Here is a 19169-nt window from a genome sequence, read left to right on the forward strand (position 1 = left end):
GCCGCCCCTCAAGACCGCATCGCGCCGTTCTGCCCGGCCGGGAGGAGACTTCAGCAGGTCAGCACGATCTTGCCGAACAGCTCGCCCGAGGCCATCTTCTCGAAGCCCTCCCGCGCCCGGTCCAGCGGCAGCACCTCGTCGATCACCGGCCGCACCCCGGTCGCCGCGCAGAAGGAGAGCAGGTCCTCCAGCTCGTCCTTGGTGCCCATGGTCGAGCCGACCACCCGCAGCTCCAGGAAGAAGATCCGGGTCAGCTCCGCGTGCGAGGGCCGGTCGCCGCTGGTCGCGCCGGAGATGACCAGGGTGCCACCGGGCTTCAGCGACTTGACCGAGTGCGACCAGGTGGCCGCGCCGACCGTCTCGATCACCGCGTCCACCCGGTGCGGCAGCCGGGCGCCCGGCTCGTACGCCTCGGTGGCGCCCAGCTCGACCGCCCGCTTCCGCTTCGCCGCGTCCCGGCTGGTGGCGTAGACCCGCAGTCCGGCGGCCTGGCCCAGCACGATCGCGGCCGTCGCCACCCCGCCGCCCGCGCCCTGGACCAGGACCGAGTCGCCGGGGCGGACACCCGCCTGGGTGAAGAGCATCCGGTACGCGGTGAGCCAGGCGGTCGGCAGACAGGCGGCCTGCTCGAAGGTCAGCTCACGCGGCTTGGGCAGCACGTTCCAGGACGGCACGGCGACCCGTTCGGCGAAGGTGCCCTGGTAGCGCTCGGTCAGGATCGACCGGGGCTCCCGGGGGCCGACGCCGTGGCCGCTCTGGCCGATGACGGAGTGGAGGACGACCTCGTTGCCGTCCTCGTCCACGCCGGCGGCGTCACAGCCGAGGATCATCGGCAGCTTGTCCTCGCCCAGGCCGACCCCGCGCAGCGACCACAGATCGTGGTGGTTGAGCGAGGCGGCCCGGACGGTGACGGTGGTCCAGCCGGTGCGGTCCCCGGGCGCCGGGCGCTCGCCCAGCTCCAGGCCGTTCAGCGGCTGATCGGGATCGATGCGGGCGGCATAGGCAGCGAACATGGCCCGACCCTAGGACGGTCCCGGGACGCGGCGGAACCACACCGGCGTGTGACGCGCGCCGCGTCCCGCGCGCTTCCCCTTACCGCTTCGGGTCTCGTCGCCGCCTCAGTCCCGACGGTACTGCGCGGGTGAGTTCTTCGTCGCCGGGTCCTCGTGGGAACCGGTACGGCCGCGGTCCACGTGGAAGGTGGTGAGGGTGGAGACCGGCGAGACGGGGTCCCGGCGGTCCCCGATCACCCGCATATGGGCGCTGAATCGTTCCGGCGTGGCCTCGTAGACGTCATAGCCGTACCGGTTGCCCTCGAAGTACTTCAGATGCGGGTTGGCCCGCCCCATCACCGGTCCGTTGGTGGCGTTCCAGTCGGCGGAGTAGCCGCCCGAGGTGACCGAGTGGGCGGTGAACTCCGTGCCGACCAGCGGTGAGGACGGGTCGTCGAAGTCGGTCCGGATGTCGTCCACGAAGGCCGAGTGCCAGTCACCGGTGATCACCACCAGGTCCTCGAGGCCGCTGGTGCGGACCTGGCCCAGCACCTCCTTGCGCTCCGCGAGGAAGCCGTCCCACTGATCGGTGAACATGTACGGGCCGCCCGGCCGGCCGCGCAGCTGGCTGAGCATGATCGAGTTGGCCCAGACGTGCCAGGAGTCCGGCGCCCGGTCGATCGTGCCCTTGAGCCAGGACTTCTGCGCGGCGCCCAGGATGGTGCCGTCGGGGAGGTTCTGGGCCGAGCGGTACGAGCGCAGGTCCAGCACGGTCAGCTCCAGCAGGTCGCCCCAGCGGCGTACCCGGTGGATCTCCGGGTCGGGCAGCGCGGTGGTGGCCGAGGCGTCCCGGTGCGGCTGGTGCTCGTACCACGCCTGGTACGCGGCGGCCCGGCGCTGGAGGAAGGGCGCCCCGCCACCGGTGCCGCTGTAGTCGTTCACCACCTCGTGGTCGTCCCAGGTGAGGAACCAGGGGTGTGCGGCATGGGCCTCCCGCAGCGCGGGGTCGCCCTTGTAGAGCGCGTGGCGGCGGCGGTAGTCGGCCAGGGTGAGCACGGCGGGGGTGTCGTGGTCGCGCACATGGTCGCCGCCGACCGGGCCGTGCTCGTAGATGTAGTCGCCGAGGTGGACCACGAAGTCCACGTCCTCCCGGGCGATGCCCCGGTGGGCCGCGTAGTAACCGTCGTGGAACGCCTGGCAGTTGGCGGCGGCGAACCGCACCCGGGGGACCGGGCCGACCGGGGCGGTGCGGGTCCGGCCGGTGCGGCTGGTCTTCCCCAGCGCCGTGAAGGCGTACCAGTGGACGCGGCCCGCCGCGAGCCCGCTCACCGGTACGTGGACGCTGTGGCCGAGCGTGGCGGAGGCGGGCGCGGTGCCCCGGGCGACCACCCGGCGCAGCTCCCGGTCCTCCGCGACCACCCAGCCGACCTCCACCACCTCGGGCAGCGGCTGCTCGGCGGCGAGCGGCTCGGGCGCCAGCCGGGTCCAGAGCAGCACCCCGTCGGGCACCGGGTCCCCGGAGGCCACGCCCAGGGTGAACGGGGCCGGGTCGTAGGCGGCGCCCAGCGCCTCGGCGGCCTCCCGTGCCCGGGCGGGCGAGAGCCCGGGGCTGAGCGGCCACACCAGGTTGAGCGCCCCGGCGGCCCCGGCGGCCTTCAGCAGATCACGGCGGTTCAGGCTCATGCGCGTACTCCCGTGGTGGTGAAGATCGGGGCGGAGCCGGACGCCGTGGACCCGGCGGCGACCGGGCTCAGGGTGAGCGAGATCCCGTCGGCGTAGCCGTCGTTGGAGGTGCCCCCGCCGGTACGGGTGAGGACCAGCAGCACCCGGGCGGTGCGGGCGCCGGGCGGCAGCAGCGCCCCGGCCGTGCGCTCGACCAGTCCGGTACGGCTCCGTCGCTCGGCCGCGGTGACCGGACCCAGCACGCTGAGCGCCACCGGGGTGCCCCGCCCGTCGCGGAACTCCACCGAGAGCCGGGCGCCGTCCTCCTGGGCCGCGTAGCCGCCGAGCCAGGCGGCCACCGCGTACCGGACCCGCCCGGCGTCGACGGCGTCCCGCCCGGTGGGCCCGGCGGCGGGCAGGGCGATGTCCTGGAGCAGTGCGGTACGCGGGCTGTCGCCGCCCGAGAAGAACCGGCTGCCGCGCTGGGCGGGCCCGGGGTCGGCGGTGGTCGGGTAACCGCCGCCGAGCGCGTACGCGACGAGGGCGGGCGCCCCCTGGACCATCCGCCAGCCGGTCACGCTCCCGACGGGGGCGGCGGTCCCCCCGGGCCCGCTCTCGGCATCGCCGTTGACGACCAGGTTCACTCGCGCCTCCTGCTGCTGAGGTGGATGGGTGCGGCGCCAAGTGGCGGCGGGCGCATCACAGCAGCCGGGGGTGAACCCGGGGAGGAGCCCGGGCGAACAGCACACGGGCGATCCACGTCCCCCCACGGAAAACCCCACCGCCCCACCGGTCCACCACCCAGCCAACCCACCGCTCCGTCGGCCCCCGCGCACCACGGTGTCGCGGGCGGTCCGGCCCCGGAAGGCACGCCCCCGACGCCCCGCCGACCCCCGCGTACCACGGCATTGCGGGCGATCCGGCCCCCCGTACCACGGCGTTGTGGGCGCCCGGAAGGCGCCGCCCCACCGCCCTCACGCATTCCTCCGCCCCCGCGCACGCCGACGGACAGGCGGCGGTCATGCGGCCTCCGGCGACACCGCGCTCTTCCGGTCCGCGCCCCGCCCCGGCCGCGATCCCCCGCCCGCACACGCCCCCACGCCCCACCCCACACCGCGTCCCGCGCCCGTACACGCCGAGGGCCCCGCCCCCGCCGCCCCCGGTGAGGGGGACGGACGGGGACGGGGCCCGGTGAACTCCGGCGCGGACCGTCCCGCTCAGCGGCGGGCGACCCCCTCCGCGCGCGCGGCGGCGGCCACGGCGGCGGTGACCGCCGGGGCGACCCGCTCGTCGAACGGCGACGGGATCACATAGTCGGCGGCCAGCCGGTCACCGACCACATCGGCCAGCGCGTTGGCCGCGGCGATCTTCATGCCCTCCGTGATCCGCGCGGCCCGCACCTGGAGCGCGCCCGCGAAGATGCCGGGGAAGGCCAGCACATTGTTGATCTGGTTGGGGTAGTCCGACCGGCCGGTGGCCACCACGGCCGCGTACTTGTGCGCGACGTCCGGGTGGACCTCCGGGTTCGGGTTGGCCATGGCGAACACGAACGCGCCCGGCGCCATCGAGGCGACCGCCGCCTCCGGGACCGTACCGCCCGAGACCCCGATGAAGACATCGGCGCCGGCCAGCGCGTCCTCCAGGGAACCGGAGATCCCGGCCCGGTTGGTCAGCTCGGCCAGCTCGCGCTTGACCGGCGTCAGGTCCTCCCGGTCCCGGCTGACGATGCCCTTGCGGTCCGCGACGGCCACGTCCCCGAGCCCCGCCTCCAGCAGGAACTTGGCGATGGCCACCCCGGCGGCGCCGGCGCCCGAGATCACCGCGCGCAGCTCGCCGAGCCCGCGCCCGGTGAGCTTGGCGGCGTTCCGCAGGGCGGCGAGGGTGACGACGGCGGTGCCGTGCTGGTCGTCGTGGAAGACCGGGATGTCCAGGCGCTCCTGGAGCCGGCGCTCGATCTCGAAGCACCGGGGTGCCGAGATGTCCTCCAGGTTGACGCCGCCGAAGGAGGGCGCCAGCCGGACGACGGTGTCCACGATCTCGTCGGTGTCGGTCGTGGCGAGCGCGATCGGCACCGCGTCCACGCCACCGAACTGCTTGAAGAGGATCGCCTTCCCCTCCATGACCGGAAGGGACGCCTCCGGCCCGATGTCGCCGAGCCCGAGCACGGCCGTGCCGTCGGTGACCACGGCGACGACCTGGGACTTCCAGGTGTAGTCGTGGACCAGCTCGGGGCGCTCGGCGATGGCGCTGCACACCTTGGCCACGCCGGGGGTGTACGCGAGGGACAGATCGTCCCGGTCCCGGATAGGGACGGTGGCCTGGACGGCCATCTTGCCGCCCCGGTGAAGGGCGAAGGCCGGATCGAAGGGCTCGCCGGGCGCGCTCTCCGTTCCGTTGGCGGCCGGGCCGCCGGGCTCGGCGCCCGCGGTCTCCGGACCGCCGACGCTGTCGCTACGAGGGTTGATGATCTCCGCTGCCATTGGTTGGACCCCTTAAGTCTTCACGATCGAGGGTGGCCACTCCTGGTTGAGGAGGGGTGGGCGGGCACCGCGTCCGTGCCCCGCCCTGGCGGTTGGCCCGCCCCGGCGGGGGGAGGTACGAACGCGCGGGCGCGCCGCACAACGCGCCCTGAGCCCCGGATGAGGGGTGTAAGGATCCTTCTTACCGGACGGACGGCGCCGCCGACGAGTCCATATGGCGCAGAGTGCCGAACCGCGTGCTCCACGTCGTACAAGAACCTCCGGGGCGCGAGCGCGCCGGTCGGCACCCGGCGCACCTGACTCATGGCCGGATATACGGGATAAGCGGACAAGTCCCCTGTGGACCGGTATTTCGCTCGCAATTCCGTCCGCATACCGAGATGACCCGGAGATTTTCCGGTAGCTCGCGCGAAACCCCGTAGAAGGTCCGGCCTTGATCGTCGGGCCCGTTGGGGTTCGGGGGTCACCCGTTATCCGATTTTGACATGCGTACCCCCCTATTTGGGCTAGTCCGAATGGCAAGATGCCGTCACCACACGAGGTCGCGACACCCGAAGGTGTGTGCCCGACCCTTGGCAACTCCCACGTAGCCGGAGGAACCCGACCATGACCGCAAGCACCACCCACTGCACGACCGCCGCCGGGAAGCCCCGGACGTCTCGGACGTTCCGGCTGGCCGCGGTCGCCGCAGTCGCGGTCACCGGCTCCATGCTGATGACCGCCTGTGGCGACCAGACCGAGGCCGGACAGCAGAAGTCCGGCGGGGCCAAGAGCAGCAGCGCCCCGCTCTTCGGCAAGCTGCCGGAGAAGTACCAGAAGTCCGGTGTGGTGAAGGTCGGCACCGACGCCGCCTACGCCCCGATGGAGTCCATGGACGGCACCAGGATCGTCGGCATCGACCCGGACATCGCGGAGGCCCTCGGCACCAAGCTGGGTGTGAAGTTCTCCTTCGAGAGCGGCAAGTTCGACGGCCTGATCGGCTCGCTCTACTCGGGCCGCTACGACCTGGTGATGTCCGGCATGACCGACAACAAGGACCGCCAGCAGGGCCTGGACGAGGGCAAGAAGGCCGGCGAGGGCGTGGACTTCGTCGACTACTTCCAGTCCGGTACGGCCATCCTGGTCAAGAAGGGCAACCCCAAGGGCATCAAGACCCTGGACGACCTGTGCGGCAAGAAGGTCGCCGTCCAGCTCGGCACCACCTACGCCGACGCCGCCACGGCCCAGTCCGCCAAGTGCGAGAAGGCCGGCAAGCCCAAGATCGCCATCGAGACCCCGGACACCGACGCCGAGGCCCAGGTCCGGGTGAAGTCGGGCGGCGCCGACGCCGACCTCAACGACTTCCCGGTCGCCGTGCACGTCGCCAAGACCGCCGACAACGGCAACTCCTTCGAGGTCGCCGGCGACCCGGTGGACGCGGGCCCGTTCGGCATCGCCGTGGACAAGCAGAACGCCCAGCTGCGGGACGCCGTCAAGGAGGCCCTGGACGCGATCATCGCGGACGGCACCTACAAGAAGATCCTCGACAAGTGGGGCGCCTCGCAGAGCGCGATCGGCAAGGCCGCGATCAACGGCGGCAAGTGATCCTCGCGCTCTGGTGAAAGGCAGTCGTCGTGACTGAGAAGCTCAACAAGGGGCCCGCCGAGACCCCGCCGGAGAAGAACTCCACCCCGGCCGCCCAGGCCACCCCGGCGAAGACGGACACCACCCCCGCCACCACCACCCCGGACCCGGCGGCCACGCCGGACGCCGAACCGGCGACGGAACAGGCGGCGACCACGGAAGAGGCCACCGGGGCCGCGGCGGCGGAGAAGCCGGCGGCGACCACCGAGAAGCCCGCGGAAGCCCCGGCGACCGACACCCCGGCAGCCACCGTCGAGAAGCAGCCCGCGACCACCCCGGCAGCCACCGTCGAGAAGCAGCCCACCGGGGCCGCGGCGGCGGAGAAGCCGGCAGTGGAGAAGGCCACCACCGAGGCCCCCGGGACGTCCGAGCCCGCCCCCATCCTCTCCAAGGAGCCCGCCCCGGCCGGGGGGCCCGCGCCGGAGACCATCCGCGCGATCCCGGTCCGCCACTACGGCCGGTACGTCAGTGGTGTCCTGGTGCTGGCCGCCCTGGTGTGGCTGATCAACGCCTTCGCGGGCGGCAACGTCAACTGGGGCACGGTCGGCAGCTACATCACCGAGGGCGACATCGTCGCCGGCATGGGCCGTACGCTGATGATCAGCGTCATATCGATGGCCATCGGTCTGGTGCTCGGCGTCGTCCTCGCCGTGATGAGGATGTCCAAGAACCCGGTGACCGGCGCGGTCTCCTGGCTCTTCATCTGGGTGTTCCGCGGGACACCGGTCTATGTGCAGCTGCTCCTCTGGTACAGCCTGGCGCTGATCTTCCCGATCTTCGAGATCCCGTTCATCTACAAGGACGAGATGACGGACGTCATGACCCCGCTGGTCGTGGCCCTGCTCGGACTGGGACTCAACGAGGGCGCCTACATGGCGGAGATCGTCCGGGCCGGCATCCAGTCGGTCGACGAGGGGCAGACCGAGGCGTCGCACGCCCTCGGCATGACCAGCTTCCAGACCATGCGCCGGGTGGTGCTGCCGCAGGCGATGCGGGTGATCATCCCGCCGACCGGCAACGAGTTCATCAACATGCTCAAGACCTCGTCGCTGGTGGCCGTGGTCTCCTACCCCGACCTGCTGCGCAGCGCGCAGATCGTCTCGGGCCGCACCTACGCGGTGATGGAGATGCTCTTCGTGGCCTCCTTCTGGTACCTGGCGCTGACCAGCGTCTTCAGCGTCGGCCAGTTCTACCTGGAGCGTAAGTACGCCCGGGGAGCGCTGCGTGAACTGCCCAAGACCCCGTGGCAGAAGGTCAAGGCCAATCTGTCCACCCTGCGACGCCCGGAGGTTGCGCGATGACCGCCATGGTGAAGGCCGAGGGCGTCCACAAGTCCTACGGGGCCGCCCACATCCTCAAGGGCATCGACCTGGAAGTGGCCCCCGGTGAGGTGTTCTGCCTGATCGGCCCCTCCGGCTCCGGGAAGTCCACCTTCCTCCGGTGCATCAACCACCTGGAGAAGATCAACGCCGGACGGCTCCACGTCGACGGCGAGCTGGTCGGATACCGCCAGAAGGGCGACAAGCTCTACGAGCTCAAGGACAGCGAGGTCGCGCTCCAGCGCCGGGACATCGGCATGGTCTTCCAGCGCTTCAACCTGTTCCCGCACATGACGGCCGTGGAGAACGTCATGGAGGCGCCGGTCCAGGTCAAGGGCGAGTCCAAGTCCTCGGCCCGGGAGCGGGCGCTGAAGCTGCTCGACCGGGTGGGGCTGGGCGACAAGGCCGGGAACTTCCCGTCCCAGCTCTCCGGCGGCCAGCAGCAGCGGGTGGCGATCGCCCGGGCGCTGGCGATGGAGCCGAAGCTGATGCTCTTCGACGAGCCGACCTCGGCGCTCGACCCGGAGCTCGTCGGTGATGTGCTGGACGTGATGCGGGACCTGGCCCAGACGGGCATGACCATGGTCGTGGTCACCCATGAGATGGGCTTCGCCCGCGAGGTCGGTGACTCGCTGGTCTTCATGGACGGCGGTGTGGTCGTGGAGTCGGGCCACCCCCGCGAGGTGCTGGGCAACCCCCAGCACGAGCGCACCAGGTCCTTCCTCTCCAAGGTCCTCTAGCCCTCTGGGGCTCCAGCCCCGCGAGAGCGACCCCCACAAGAACGGCGAGGAGCACGGCACACAACCCCGGGGGGGCGGTACGGACACCCCGCACCGCCCCCTCCCCTCTCGCCTCCCCTTCCCCTCACTTCAGCGCGAGCACCAGCGCGTCCGAGGGCGAGGACCAGACCGTGCGGGCCTCCGCGAAGCCGGCGGCCCGCAGGGTCCGGACGTGCCATGCGGCGGAGGGGGAGTCGCCGTCGGCGTGCTCGCCGTAGATCTCGAACCGCTCGGCGGTCGGGGCGGCGAGCGCCGGATCGGCGGCGGCCAGCCGCCACCAGTCCGACCAGTCCACCGCGCCGGCGGCCTTGGCACGGTCCATCGCGGCATGCCGGTGGGCGCGCTCCAAGGCGTTGATCCGAGGCGTGCGCTCGTCCGGCATGTGGTCGGCGTTCATGAAGACGCCGCCGTCCCGCACCAGACCACCGAGCTGCCCGTACAGCGCGGTGAGCGGCTCCTGGTGGAACCAGTGGAGGGCAGTGGCCGTGAGCACCGCGTCGTACGAGTCGTACGGCAGCGCCCGCGTCCACTCCGGGTCCTTGAGGTCGGCCCGGACGAAGGTGACCCGCTTGTCCCCGGCGAAGTAGCCACCGGCGATGGTGAGGAGCGCGGGGTCGAGGTCGACCCCGGTGCTCACCGCGTCCGGGAGGCGCTCCAGCAGCCGGTCGGTGATGGTGCCGGTGCCGCAGGCCAGGTCGAGGACGCGGGGCGCGGGGCCGGCCACCGCCTCGACCATGTCCAGCATGACCCGGAACCGCTCCTCGCGGTCGGGCATGTACCACTCCTGCTGCCGGTCCCAGCTCTCCTGCCAGCCGTGCCAGTCGGTGGTCGCCGCCGCCTCGGTCATTTTCGCCTCCGTAACACTCGGGTCGGGCAGTCATCTCTTACCCTTGACCCGACCGACCCTAGACCGCCCCGGTAAGGATTACTAGTGGAACTGGCCTCTTACTCGGACTACGCCGTACGTCTGGTGAACACCGAGGAGCCGGCGCGCAACAAGGACTCCCTGACCTCGGTGGAGGCGGTGCGCGAACTCTTCGGCCCGGCCTCCCAGATGGCCCGCCGGGCGACCGACGCGGACGTGACCCGGTTCCGTTCGGTACGGAGCCGGCTGCGGGCCGTCTTCACCGCGGCCGACGCGGGCGACCAGACCGGGGCGGTCGACCTGCTCAACTCCCTGCTGCTGGAGTTCCCGGTGAGCCCGCAGATCTCGGGCCACGACTACCTGGACGACGAGGGACGGCCGCGCTGGCACATGCACCTCGCGGACCACCCGTCCAACGCCACGACCGGGTACGCCGCGATCGCCGCGATGGGGCTGGCCTTCCACCTCACCGGGCACGGCGCCGACCGGCTGGGGCTCTGCCAGGCGGCGCCCTGCCGCAACGCGTACCTCGACACCTCCACCAACCGGTCCCGGCGCTACTGCTCCGACCGCTGCGCCACCCGCGCCAACGTCGCCGCCTACCGGGCCCGCAAACGGGAGGAGTCCGAGCGCGCGGGCACCGGCCGCACGGCCGAGAACAGCCAGGAGAGCACCGCCCCGACCGAGCGCTGACGCCCCGGCCGCATCCCCCGGTACCGGACGAGCACCCGCCCGAGGAGCAGCTCCTCCGGAACCGCGCCGAACGACCGGCTGTCCACCGCCTCGGCCGCCCGGTTGTCCCCCAGCACCCACCAGCCACCGTCCCGCCGCCCGGTCAGCCGCTTCACGATCAGCAGATCCTGCTGGAGCGGATGGCGCAGCACCACCACGTCCCCGGCCCTGGGCTCGGCCCCGTACCGCACCAGCAGCTGATCGCCGTGGCGCAGCGTCGGCACCATGGACACCCCCGCCACCTCGGCCAGTCCGAACGGCGGCCCCGTGCCCGCCCCGCGTCCCGTCATCCGGCGCCTCCCAGCCCTTCCTCCACACCCCTCCACGGGGTCCCGCACGGCCTCGGACTTTTGACCCAAGCCCGAGGGGGCACCCGCGAAAACGCGTCCCTCACGGAGTAATGTCCCACCTGAGAAGACGATCACGAGGAAGGACAGCTCCATGCTCTCCCGCCTATTCGCCCCCAAGGTGAGGGTCAGCGCCCACTGCGACCTGCCCTGCGGCGTGTACGACCCCGCGCAGGCCCGCATCGAGGCCGAGTCGGTCAAGGCCATCCAGGAGAAGATGGCCGGCAACGACGACACCCACTACCTGGCACGCGCGACGACCATCAAGGAGCAGCGCGCCGAGCTCGCCAAGCACCATGTGTCGGTGCTCTGGAGCGACTACTTCAAGCCGCCGCACTTCGAGAAGTACCCCGAGCTCCACCAGCTCGTCAACGACACCCTCAAGGCCCTCTCGGCCGCCAAGGGTTCGACCGACCCGAAGTCGGGCGAGAAGGCCCTGGAGCTCATCGCGGAGATCGACCGCATCTTCTGGGAGACCAAGAAGGCTTGATCCCTACCTAGGCGCTCTGACCTGCGGTTTCTCGGGTCAGGGCGCCTGGCTGTCCGCACCCGGTCCGCAGGCCGCCGAGCACGGCGTCCATGACGGCCCGGGTGCGGTCTTCTTCGCCCGGCCACAGGTGCGCGTAGATCCGCAGCGTGATGACGGCGGAGGCGTGCCCGAGGACGAGCTGCACCTGCTTGACGCTCGCGCCGCCGGCGATGAGCGCGGAGGCGTAGAAGTGCCGCAGATCGTGGGTGACCATGTGCGGCAGCTGGACGGCCTTTCGACCCTCCCGCTCGGCGGCCCCGTTCTCGGCCGCCTGGAGCGCCTTGCGGGCGCAGTTCCACTCGGTCTTCCACCGCCGGTACTGAAGCGGCCCGCTCTCCTCTGTGGTGAACAGCCACTCCTTCGACGGATATGCGGCGAGATGCGAGAGGAGTGTGTCGGCGACGACCTCGCCGACCGGGACCGCCCGCCGGGACTTGGCCGTCTTCGGCGGACCGATCTTCCCCGACTGGAGCCGCTGCCGCTCGATGCGGAGGGTCCCGGCCTTAAAGTCGACGTCCGCCACCTTCAGGCCGAGCAGTTCACCGATGCGCAATCCTGAACCGGCGAGCGTGACGATGGCCGCGCGCATGTACGGCGGCATGACCCGGGCCATCGCCTCGACCTGTTCGACCGTGGGCGGAGTGACCTCCTCGTCCGGCATGGCCGGAAGGGTGATGCGGCGACACGGGGTGGAGGCGATGACCTTGTCGTCCACCGCCGCCGTCATGGCGCGCACGAGGACGTCGTAGACGTTGCGCACGCTGCCGGGACCGAGCTGGTCGGAGAGGTGCTTGAAGAGCACCTGGATGTCGTTGCGGCGTATCGCCGCCATGGGCCGGGCGCCCAGCGCCGGGACGAGGTGCAGCCGGAGCGCGTTGTCGGTGATGCGCTCGCCCGCCTCGCTCGCGATGAGCGAGCCCGCCCACCTCTCGGCGTACTTCTCGAAGGTGACGCGACCGGCGCGGGGGTCGACGTACTGCCCGGTGACCACGCTGGCCGTGACTTCGTCGAGCCAGCGCTGCGCGTCGAGCTTCCGGTCGAAGTGGCGTGCGTGCTCCTTGCCGTCAAGGTCGCGGTAGCGGGCTCGCCATTTGCCGTTGGGGCGCTTCTGGATGTTCGCCAAGTGGCTTCTCCTTCATGTCGGTTGTCAGTAGTGGCCGCCGTCCTCGATATCGCCGCTGAGTGCGCGCGCGTCGCGCTCGTCGCCCATGAGGCGGAGGCACTGCTCGTGGATCGCCCGCGAGCTGTCGGGGTGGGCCTTGATGTGGTCGGCGATGGCGACCACGGCGCGGTGAAGACGGTCGTGGGCGTCTCGGGCCTCGTAGAACGCTTCGACGGCCTCTTGGACGAGCCGTCGGCTGTCGATGTCGAGACCCTCCAGGGGCGGTGACATCAGCTCTTCGAGAGGGAGCTCGAAGACGCGGGTGAAGGCCAGGGCCTCGTCGAGGTTGATGCGGCGGCGAGGGGTGCCGTTCTCGATGCGCCAGACGGCCGTCTGGTTCATCTTGACGCCGGCTCTGGTCACCCGATCCGCCAGCTCGGTGGTACTCCACCCCCTGACCTCGCGCTCCAGGGCGACGCGGACTGCCACGTTCCCTTCGCTGTAGAGCAGCGGCATCTCGCCGCCTCCCGGCTTGTCGCCTGCCATCGAACCTCCGTCGTCATCGTCGCTATCCCAATTGAAACATGGGCTTCCCGATTTGGGTAACCGTCGATCCTGGGGTACAACTCTATGCAGAACGACTCGCCACCTAGCCGAATGGGAATGCATGCGATATCTGACCACCGCCGAGGTCGCCGAGCGCTACCGCACAGCCGAGAGCACCGTCCGCTACTGGCGACAGGTCAAGAAGGGGCCGCTCGGCATCAAGGTCGGCAAGAGGGTGCTCTACCCCGAGGCTGAGCTGCTGCGCTACGAGCGCACGCTGATCGACGGCCGGGACGAGTGGGGCCTGGCTTCGTGAACTGCCGGCGCCCCCGAGCACAGCAACGGCCCTCGGCGCGCCAACGCCGAGGGCCGGAGATTCCCCTGCACGTCGCCCATCCCTGAACGAACGAACAGACCGGTGAGGGGCAGGACCTTGCCCGTCCCGTCCCTCACCTGAGAGGAACGTCGATGGAGGACTCTACGTCCCCCGCCACCTCGAACGCATCCGAGGTCGTCTGGCCTGTCACTGCGGTCCCCGGCCAGGGCGTCCCCTGGCGTGCTGCGGACAAAAGCGGGGACCGTACGGAGTCACGGTCCCCCGCTGCATCCGCCAGCGTCGATACCTCGGCGCATGTTTCGGTCTCGGACCGGAACATCCCTAGCGCAGCATCTGCACAGGTCAGTGGCCTGGGGGCCGGTCCTGCGGGAGCGGAAGCCGGGGACGGAGCGGAGACATCCAGCCCGCCGGTCCCCGGACCAGTAACCCGAATCCCGGACGAGCGCGGCGCGTCTCAAGCTCCTGATGAGGACCACGGTCCTGACACGTCCGCCCAGCCCCCGGTCCCCGACGAGGAGTCGAGGACTGGGGACCGCGCCGGTGGGAGCGACGAGACGGCCGACGGAGGCGCCGCGCTGCTGGATGACCTCCGGGCGGCGATCAGCAGGTATGTGGTGCTGCCGAGCGACGAGACCCTGACGGCGGTCACGCTATGGGTGGCGGCCTCTCATATCCAGCCTGCACTCCAGCACGCGCCACGGCTGGCGGTCGTAGGACCGACCAAGGGGTGCGGCAAATCCCGCGTCCTCGACGTACTACACGAGACGGTGCACCAGCCGATGATGACGGTGAACACGTCGCCTGCCGTGGTGTTCCGCGTCATCGGTAAGAACCCGCCGACGCTGCTGGTGGACGAGGCCGACACCATCTTCGGCCCGAAGGCCGGCGACAAGGAGGACCTACGTGGTCTGCTGAACGCCGGGCACCAGCGCAACCGACCCGCCTGGCGAATATCCGGCCCGGAGCACAAGCCGACGGCCTTTCCCACCTTCGCCATGGCCGCGCTGGCTGGGATCGGCGACCTGCCGGACACGATCATGGACCGAGCGGTCGTCATCCGCATGCAGAAGCGCAAGCCGGGCGAGCGGATCACCCCGTTCCGCTCGCGATACTCACTGCCCGAACTGCACGCCCTAAGGGGCCGCCTGACCGCCTGGCTGGCCCCGCTGCGGAGCAAGGCGGCGGGCTCAGTTCCGCACATGCCAGTCGAGGACCGCGCCGCCGATACCTGGGAGCCGCTGGTCATCGTCGCAGACCTGGCCGGCGGACACTGGCCCTCGCGGGCCCGTGCCGCCTGCCTGGCGATGACGCGCAACGAGGTGGTCCAAGACGAGCAGACGACGCTCAGGACACGGCTGCTGCGTGACGTGCGCCGCGTGTTCGAACAGGAAGGCCAGAAGCAGGCCATGCGCAGCCAGGACCTTCTCGCTGCCCTCATCCAGGACGCGGAGGCACCGTGGGCTGAGTACGGGACGAAGGGCCTGAATGCCTACCACCTGGCCAACCTGCTGCGCGACTTCGGCATCAGTCCGGCCAACCACCGCTTCGAGAACGGCAGGCAGGCCAAGGCGTACGCCCGCAACCAGTTCCTCGATGCCTGGGCCCGCTACTGCCCCGACCCCGCCCAACCGGCACCCGCAGCAGAGGAGACCGTGCCCGTACGTCGAGTCCAGGGTAAGCCACCCGCCCTTCCGTCCGGGACGCTGCCCGTCGGCCCGCCTGGCGGCCACACCCGCCCCCAGCGCACCCGCTGATACCAGCTCCGTATCAATCCGTCGCATCCGTCCCCGCGCAGGTCAGCGCGGGGACGGACTTCCTCGCTGATACGGATCCCTCCGTACCTGGGACCGCCTCCGTACCTGTCCTGACCAGCTATGGGACGGATGCAACGGACGTGACGAAGCCCCACCCCACACGACCACCGGAGCACCACCATGCCCGAAACGAGCACCGACAACACCCCCGTCCGTCGCCGCAAAGGATTCTTCGGCCTGCCCCGCCGATCAGCAGCAAGCTGGAGCGAACGAGCCTCTAACGAGGCTTCGTCCGCGCTTGCCCCCGCCCCATGGGTGGCGGAGGAGGAAGCCGGGCGCCAGGGGGCGCCCGAGCCGGAGGAGGGCATAGACGAGACCGGCTGCCCGCCCGCAGCCGACTCCCTCGCCCCGCGCTCTCAGCCGCCTGCTGATGTCCAGCCGCCCGTCGAGCAGCTTTCCTGGCGGGATCCCGACGCTCCCGTCCTGCCCGCACTGATGAACCGCAAGCGCACGGTGGAGAAGCGCGACCAGGAGAAGACCATCCGCTTCACCCGCACCGCCGTTGGCGTGATCAACGCCGCCGCTCACCAGCGCGGTCAGAAGTTTGCCGGATTCGTCGGCGACGCCGCCCTCGCCGTCGCCCTCGGCAAGGCAGGACTCGTCGGCAGCCCGGAGGACGATCCCCTCCGCCCGCTGATCGAGGCCGTCGAGGCGCACACGGTCGCGCTGAACCGCATCGGTGGCAACCTCAACCAGATCACCGCAGCCATCCACCGAGGAACGGTGCCCGAGCGCGCCGAGGCGGTGCTGGACAGCGTCGAACAAGCAGCCCAGAACAGCTACCGACTGATCGACCAGCTCCTGGCGGAAGGCACCGCACATGGTTCCTGACGTCTCCACCGGTTCCGACACCCGGGGGCTGATCGTCTACCTCTTCGGCCCCGGCCGACGCGATGAACACACCGACCCTCACATCGTCGCCGCCTGGGACATGGCCGGCGCCCCCGATCCCGGCCGCGACCCGGCAGCCACCTTTACCCAGCTCGCCAAACGCCTCGACCACCACGTCGACCTGCGCACCCGCGAGGTAGGCGGCAAGAAGCCGCCGCAGCACGTCTGGCACTGCCCGGTCCGTACTGCGCCCGGTGATCGCTACCTCACCGACGCCGAGTGGGCCGAGGCTGCCCGCCGCATCGTTCACGCCGCGGGCATCGCTCCCGAAGGCGACGAGAAGGCATGTCGGTGGGTCGCCGTCCGGCACGCCGACGACCACATTCACATCATGGCCACCACCGTCCGCGCCGACGGACGCCGCCCGCGCACGCACCGCGACGGACAGCGGGCCCAAGCCGAGTGCCGCAAGATCGAGGCCGAGTTCGGCCTGCGCCGCTTGAAGTCTGGTGACCTCACCGCGCCCCGCACTCCCACCGGCGCCGAACGCGCCAAGGCCGAGCGCCAGGGCCAGCCGGTCACGGCACGGCACTGGCTGCGCGAGCAGGCGTACGCGGTCGCCGCAGCAGTACACAACGAATCCGACTACTTCACCGTGCTGCAGTCCCTTGGCATCAAGGTCAAGGCACGTCTCGGCCCCGAGACCGGCGACGTCATCGGCTACAGCCTCGCCGCACCAGGCGACACCAATGCGGCCGGCGAACCCGTCTGGTACGGCGGCTCCAAACTCGCCCCCGACCTCTCCATCAACCGCCTACGCGAACGCCTTCCTGACCAGCAGGTAGCTGACCGCCCCCGGTATGTGGCGGACCCCGCCGACCCATGGCGCCACACCACCACCGCCATCCACACGGCACGCACCGTACTCGACTCCGGTGACGATGCCGCGGCCCAGGGCCACCTGGCCGCCTTTGGCGACGCCCTGTACAACATCGCCAGCGCCACGACCGGCCCACACCGGGCGGAACTACGAGCAGCGGCGATGGCGTTCAACCGCGCCCGCCGCTCCGCCACCCGCGCCGACCACCAAGCCGCCACCGCCCTACGCAAGGCCGCCAAGGAACTCGCCTACGCCTCCAACGAGCCGGGCGGACTCGCCATCGCCCTGCTCTTCGCCACCGTGCACCTGGCCCGCGCCGCCGCCAAGTGGCACGAGCAGCGCGGCCACGAGCAGCAGGCCACTGCGGCCGAAGAAGCCCTCCGCCACCTCCAGGCGGGCTACCAACAGGCCGCCACACCCGTCCTGGCTGACCTAACCCGCCGAGCACCAGGAGCCGCAACCGCCCGCCGCTTCGAGCAGGACGTTCATGCGGCTCTCCCGGACGACGCTGATCGGATCCTCGCTGACCGCGCTTGGACCGCGCTGACCACAACGCTCGCCCACGCGGAAACCGCTGGCCACAACCCCCGACGGCTCTTGGCCGAAATAGGCACCCAGCGGGAACTCGACAGCGCCGAGCACCCCGCCGAGGCCCTCACTTGGTGCATCACGGCTCACCCGAACAGGAGGGCTCAAGCGGCACGCAGGCGCAGCAACGGCATCGCCACCCCCGCTCAGACGACTGAGGCGCCACGTCCCTCAGGAGCGGCGGCCGGCACCATGCATGGCCGAGGCCAGGCGCGTGGGCGTCGGATCGCAGACCGGTGATCCCTATAAGCTGCGAGGCGTATTTGGGGGATGTTCCGTCTCACGGAAGCTATCTCGCTTTAGGGGGCGCGGCAGTGCGAGGGCAGACGTCACTGACTCCCATGCCTAGGTTAGTGCTGCTATGGGGAGCGACGGTAGAGCCCGCCGCCGTATGCCTAGTCCACCGGTGTGAGCGGCCCAGTCAGATCATCCTCAATGGCGACCAACTCGGCGATCTTAGTTGCAATGTCTGCCATCGAATCGTCCGCGGTGTTCAACCCGTTTCGGGAGGCGAGCAAAGGGCTGACGCTCCGTAGTTCGTCGTAGGTCGTCTCGTGCACCACAGGAATCAGCAGGTCACGTGCCAGGAGCTCCGAGAGTTCTTTGTCAGAGACACCCCGACTGTCGACACGGTGCAATAGCGCAGGGGTGACTAGGACGAGCCCTGTACGTGATCTTGCCAAACCTCTGTCGATCTCCCGCATGAAGGGTTGGCCAAGCACGATGCTCTTTTCGCTGAACCAGACCGACACGCCCTCCTCCTTTAGCAGGTCGTGCAACTCCATGGCCGCACCACGCCGGTCATCCCAGGCGTGGCATAGGAAAACATCGCAAATGTCTGGCTGTTGACGCATGCGCAACTCGACGGTGCGTCGGACGGGAGTCAGCGCCCGCACCTCCGCAGGCGTGTACGTCACGGAGGAGGTGCTCGGCGACCAAGGCGGCCGCGTTCTACCGCTCAAGGACCCGCCTTCACTGCTCGCGCCGCTCCCGCTGTTGCTTCGCGGCCTGTAGTCCGGCTGAGAGTAGGAGGACCGGGTCGATGAATATCCGTAGCGGCCGCTGCAGGCAGGGCACGCCGCCGCTGCGCTGGAGGTCCGATGGCCCCGGACCGGGGCCGTACAAGAACTCATGGCTACATGGTACGGGCCCCGCGTCTCTGGAGGACCCTGCGTCAACCGCATTACACCGATTGCCTGACGGAACGTCCTCTCAGCTCTGCCGGCTTCTAGCCGCCGCCAGCGCTGCGAGGAGCACGTGAATGTCTCCGTTGTGGATGATCACTTCCTCGTCCTCTTCTGGTGGGTCGAAGCGGGCAAAGAAGTCGTCGAGGGCCTCGGGGGTGACCATGAGGGCGTTGGCGTCCTCACGCTGGTTGCGCTGGGTCAGGCGCCGCAGCAACTCAGTGCGGTCGGTGGGGAGGTACACGACCAGGGGGTGGCCGCCCGCCTCTCGGGCGGCCTGCCGCCAGGCGTCGCGCTCGGTGCGGCGCCACAGCCCGTGGTCCAGGACGACGTCGTTCCCGGCCTCGATCTCGCTGACGAACCTGTGCCGGACCGTCTCGACAACGGGCCGTTCACGCTCGAAGTAGGTGTGTTCGGGGTAGTCCACGCCGTAGCGACCGTGGAGGCGGTGCACCTCCTCATCGACGGACAGCCGGGTGAAGCCGTGGCCGGCCAGAGCTTGGGCGACCGTGGTCTTCCCGGAGCCGGTCAGACCGGCCAGGAGAACGGCGAGGGGCAC

General features: G+C 70.5%; 19 protein-coding genes. 9 read left to right on the forward strand and 10 right to left on the reverse strand.

Translation table 11 applies throughout. The features are described from left to right. Positions 1 to 50: 50 nt before the first annotated feature. The 4 genes from NX801_RS01225 to NX801_RS01240 form a co-directional block, all read right to left on the reverse strand. Positions 51 to 1013, reverse strand: coding sequence for a zinc-binding dehydrogenase (locus NX801_RS01225; RefSeq protein WP_258784838.1), 963 nt, complete (start codon positions 1011 to 1013; stop codon positions 51 to 53). A gap of 105 nt (positions 1014 to 1118) precedes the next feature. After that, positions 1119 to 2675 (reverse strand): alkaline phosphatase D family protein, encoded by a 1557-nt coding sequence (locus NX801_RS01230; protein ID WP_258784839.1) that lies wholly within the window; start codon positions 2673 to 2675, stop codon positions 1119 to 1121. Beyond that, on the reverse strand, positions 2672 to 3298 hold the full coding sequence (locus tag NX801_RS01235) for a phosphoesterase (RefSeq protein WP_258784840.1): 627 nt from the start codon (positions 3296 to 3298) through the stop codon (positions 2672 to 2674). Before NX801_RS01235 ends, NX801_RS01230 begins: the two co-directional genes overlap by 4 nt. A gap of 573 nt (positions 3299 to 3871) precedes the next feature. Then, a complete protein-coding gene (locus NX801_RS01240) occupies positions 3872 to 5134 on the reverse strand; it encodes an NAD(P)-dependent malic enzyme (RefSeq protein ID WP_258784841.1) in 1263 nt (420 codons plus the stop codon). 606 nt (positions 5135 to 5740) lie between these two features. Between NX801_RS01240 and NX801_RS01245 the strand changes: the two genes are divergently transcribed. The 3 genes from NX801_RS01245 (at position 5741) to NX801_RS01255 (ending at position 8816) form a co-directional block, all read left to right on the forward strand. Beyond that, positions 5741 to 6718, forward strand: coding sequence for an ABC transporter substrate-binding protein (locus NX801_RS01245; protein ID WP_258784842.1), 978 nt, complete (start codon positions 5741 to 5743; stop codon positions 6716 to 6718). Between the two features lie 419 nt (positions 6719 to 7137). Further along, positions 7138 to 8058 carry an amino acid ABC transporter permease gene (locus NX801_RS01250; protein WP_258785195.1) on the forward strand — a complete coding sequence of 307 codons (921 nt, stop codon included), beginning with the start codon at positions 7138 to 7140 and terminating at the stop codon, positions 8056 to 8058. Further along, on the forward strand, positions 8055 to 8816 hold the full coding sequence (locus NX801_RS01255; protein ID WP_309505757.1) for an amino acid ABC transporter ATP-binding protein: 762 nt from the start codon (positions 8055 to 8057) through the stop codon (positions 8814 to 8816). The genes NX801_RS01250 and NX801_RS01255 overlap by 4 nt, the downstream gene beginning before the upstream one ends. 124 nt (positions 8817 to 8940) lie before the next feature. Here NX801_RS01255 and NX801_RS01260 read toward each other — a convergent pair whose 3' ends face one another. Continuing rightward, positions 8941 to 9702, reverse strand: a complete 762-nt coding sequence (locus tag NX801_RS01260; RefSeq protein ID WP_258784843.1) for a class I SAM-dependent methyltransferase — start codon at positions 9700 to 9702, stop codon at positions 8941 to 8943. A gap of 84 nt (positions 9703 to 9786) precedes the next feature. Between NX801_RS01260 and NX801_RS01265 the strand changes: the two genes are divergently transcribed. Continuing rightward, the gene (locus tag NX801_RS01265; RefSeq protein ID WP_258784844.1) at positions 9787 to 10413 is read left to right on the forward strand and encodes a CGNR zinc finger domain-containing protein; all 627 of its coding nucleotides are present in this window, start codon (positions 9787 to 9789) and stop codon (positions 10411 to 10413) included. Here NX801_RS01265 and sodX read toward each other — a convergent pair. Further along, the gene (gene sodX / locus NX801_RS01270) at positions 10320 to 10742 is read right to left on the reverse strand and encodes a nickel-type superoxide dismutase maturation protease (protein WP_258784845.1); all 423 of its coding nucleotides are present in this window, start codon (positions 10740 to 10742) and stop codon (positions 10320 to 10322) included. The two genes, NX801_RS01265 and sodX, sit on opposite strands and share 94 nt — an antisense overlap. Before the next feature lie 151 nt (positions 10743 to 10893). Between sodX and sodN the strand changes: the two genes are divergently transcribed. Further along, on the forward strand, positions 10894 to 11289 hold the full coding sequence (sodN, locus tag NX801_RS01275; RefSeq protein ID WP_258784846.1) for a superoxide dismutase, Ni: 396 nt from the start codon (positions 10894 to 10896) through the stop codon (positions 11287 to 11289). 7 nt (positions 11290 to 11296) lie between these two features. On the opposite strand, the gene NX801_RS01280 is transcribed toward sodN, so the two are convergent. After that, complete coding sequence (locus tag NX801_RS01280; RefSeq protein ID WP_258784847.1) at positions 11297 to 12451, reverse strand: tyrosine-type recombinase/integrase; 1155 nt, start codon at positions 12449 to 12451, stop codon at positions 11297 to 11299. A gap of 24 nt (positions 12452 to 12475) precedes the next feature. Then, positions 12476 to 12976, reverse strand: a complete 501-nt coding sequence (locus tag NX801_RS01285; protein ID WP_256104655.1) for a helix-turn-helix transcriptional regulator — start codon at positions 12974 to 12976, stop codon at positions 12476 to 12478. Positions 12977 to 13097: 121 nt separating this feature from the next. Between NX801_RS01285 and NX801_RS01290 the strand changes: the two genes are divergently transcribed. The 4 genes from NX801_RS01290 (at position 13098) to NX801_RS01305 (ending at position 17666) form a co-directional block, all read left to right on the forward strand. Next, entirely contained in the window at positions 13098 to 13292 is a 195-nt protein-coding gene (locus NX801_RS01290) for a helix-turn-helix transcriptional regulator (RefSeq protein ID WP_256104654.1), read from the forward strand. Between the two features lie 452 nt (positions 13293 to 13744). Then, a complete protein-coding gene (locus NX801_RS01295; RefSeq protein WP_428986045.1) occupies positions 13745 to 15067 on the forward strand; it encodes a DUF3631 domain-containing protein in 1323 nt (440 codons plus the stop codon). A gap of 315 nt (positions 15068 to 15382) precedes the next feature. After that, complete coding sequence (locus NX801_RS01300; protein ID WP_256104725.1) at positions 15383 to 15958, forward strand: MobC family plasmid mobilization relaxosome protein; 576 nt, start codon at positions 15383 to 15385, stop codon at positions 15956 to 15958. Beyond that, positions 15948 to 17666 carry a relaxase/mobilization nuclease domain-containing protein gene (locus NX801_RS01305; RefSeq protein WP_258784848.1) on the forward strand — a complete coding sequence of 573 codons (1719 nt, stop codon included), beginning with the start codon at positions 15948 to 15950 and terminating at the stop codon, positions 17664 to 17666. The genes NX801_RS01300 and NX801_RS01305 overlap by 11 nt, the downstream gene beginning before the upstream one ends. A gap of 155 nt (positions 17667 to 17821) precedes the next feature. Here NX801_RS01305 and NX801_RS30655 read toward each other — a convergent pair whose 3' ends face one another. After that, complete coding sequence (locus NX801_RS30655; protein WP_309505758.1) at positions 17822 to 18610, reverse strand: toll/interleukin-1 receptor domain-containing protein; 789 nt, start codon at positions 18608 to 18610, stop codon at positions 17822 to 17824. Positions 18611 to 18638: 28 nt separating this feature from the next. After that, entirely contained in the window at positions 18639 to 19169 is a 531-nt protein-coding gene (locus tag NX801_RS01315; RefSeq protein WP_258784849.1) for a P-loop nucleotide/nucleoside kinase family protein, read from the reverse strand.

Source organism: Streptomyces pyxinae (assembly GCF_024756275.1).
Lineage (GTDB): Bacteria > Actinomycetota > Actinomycetes > Streptomycetales > Streptomycetaceae > Streptomyces > Streptomyces pyxinae.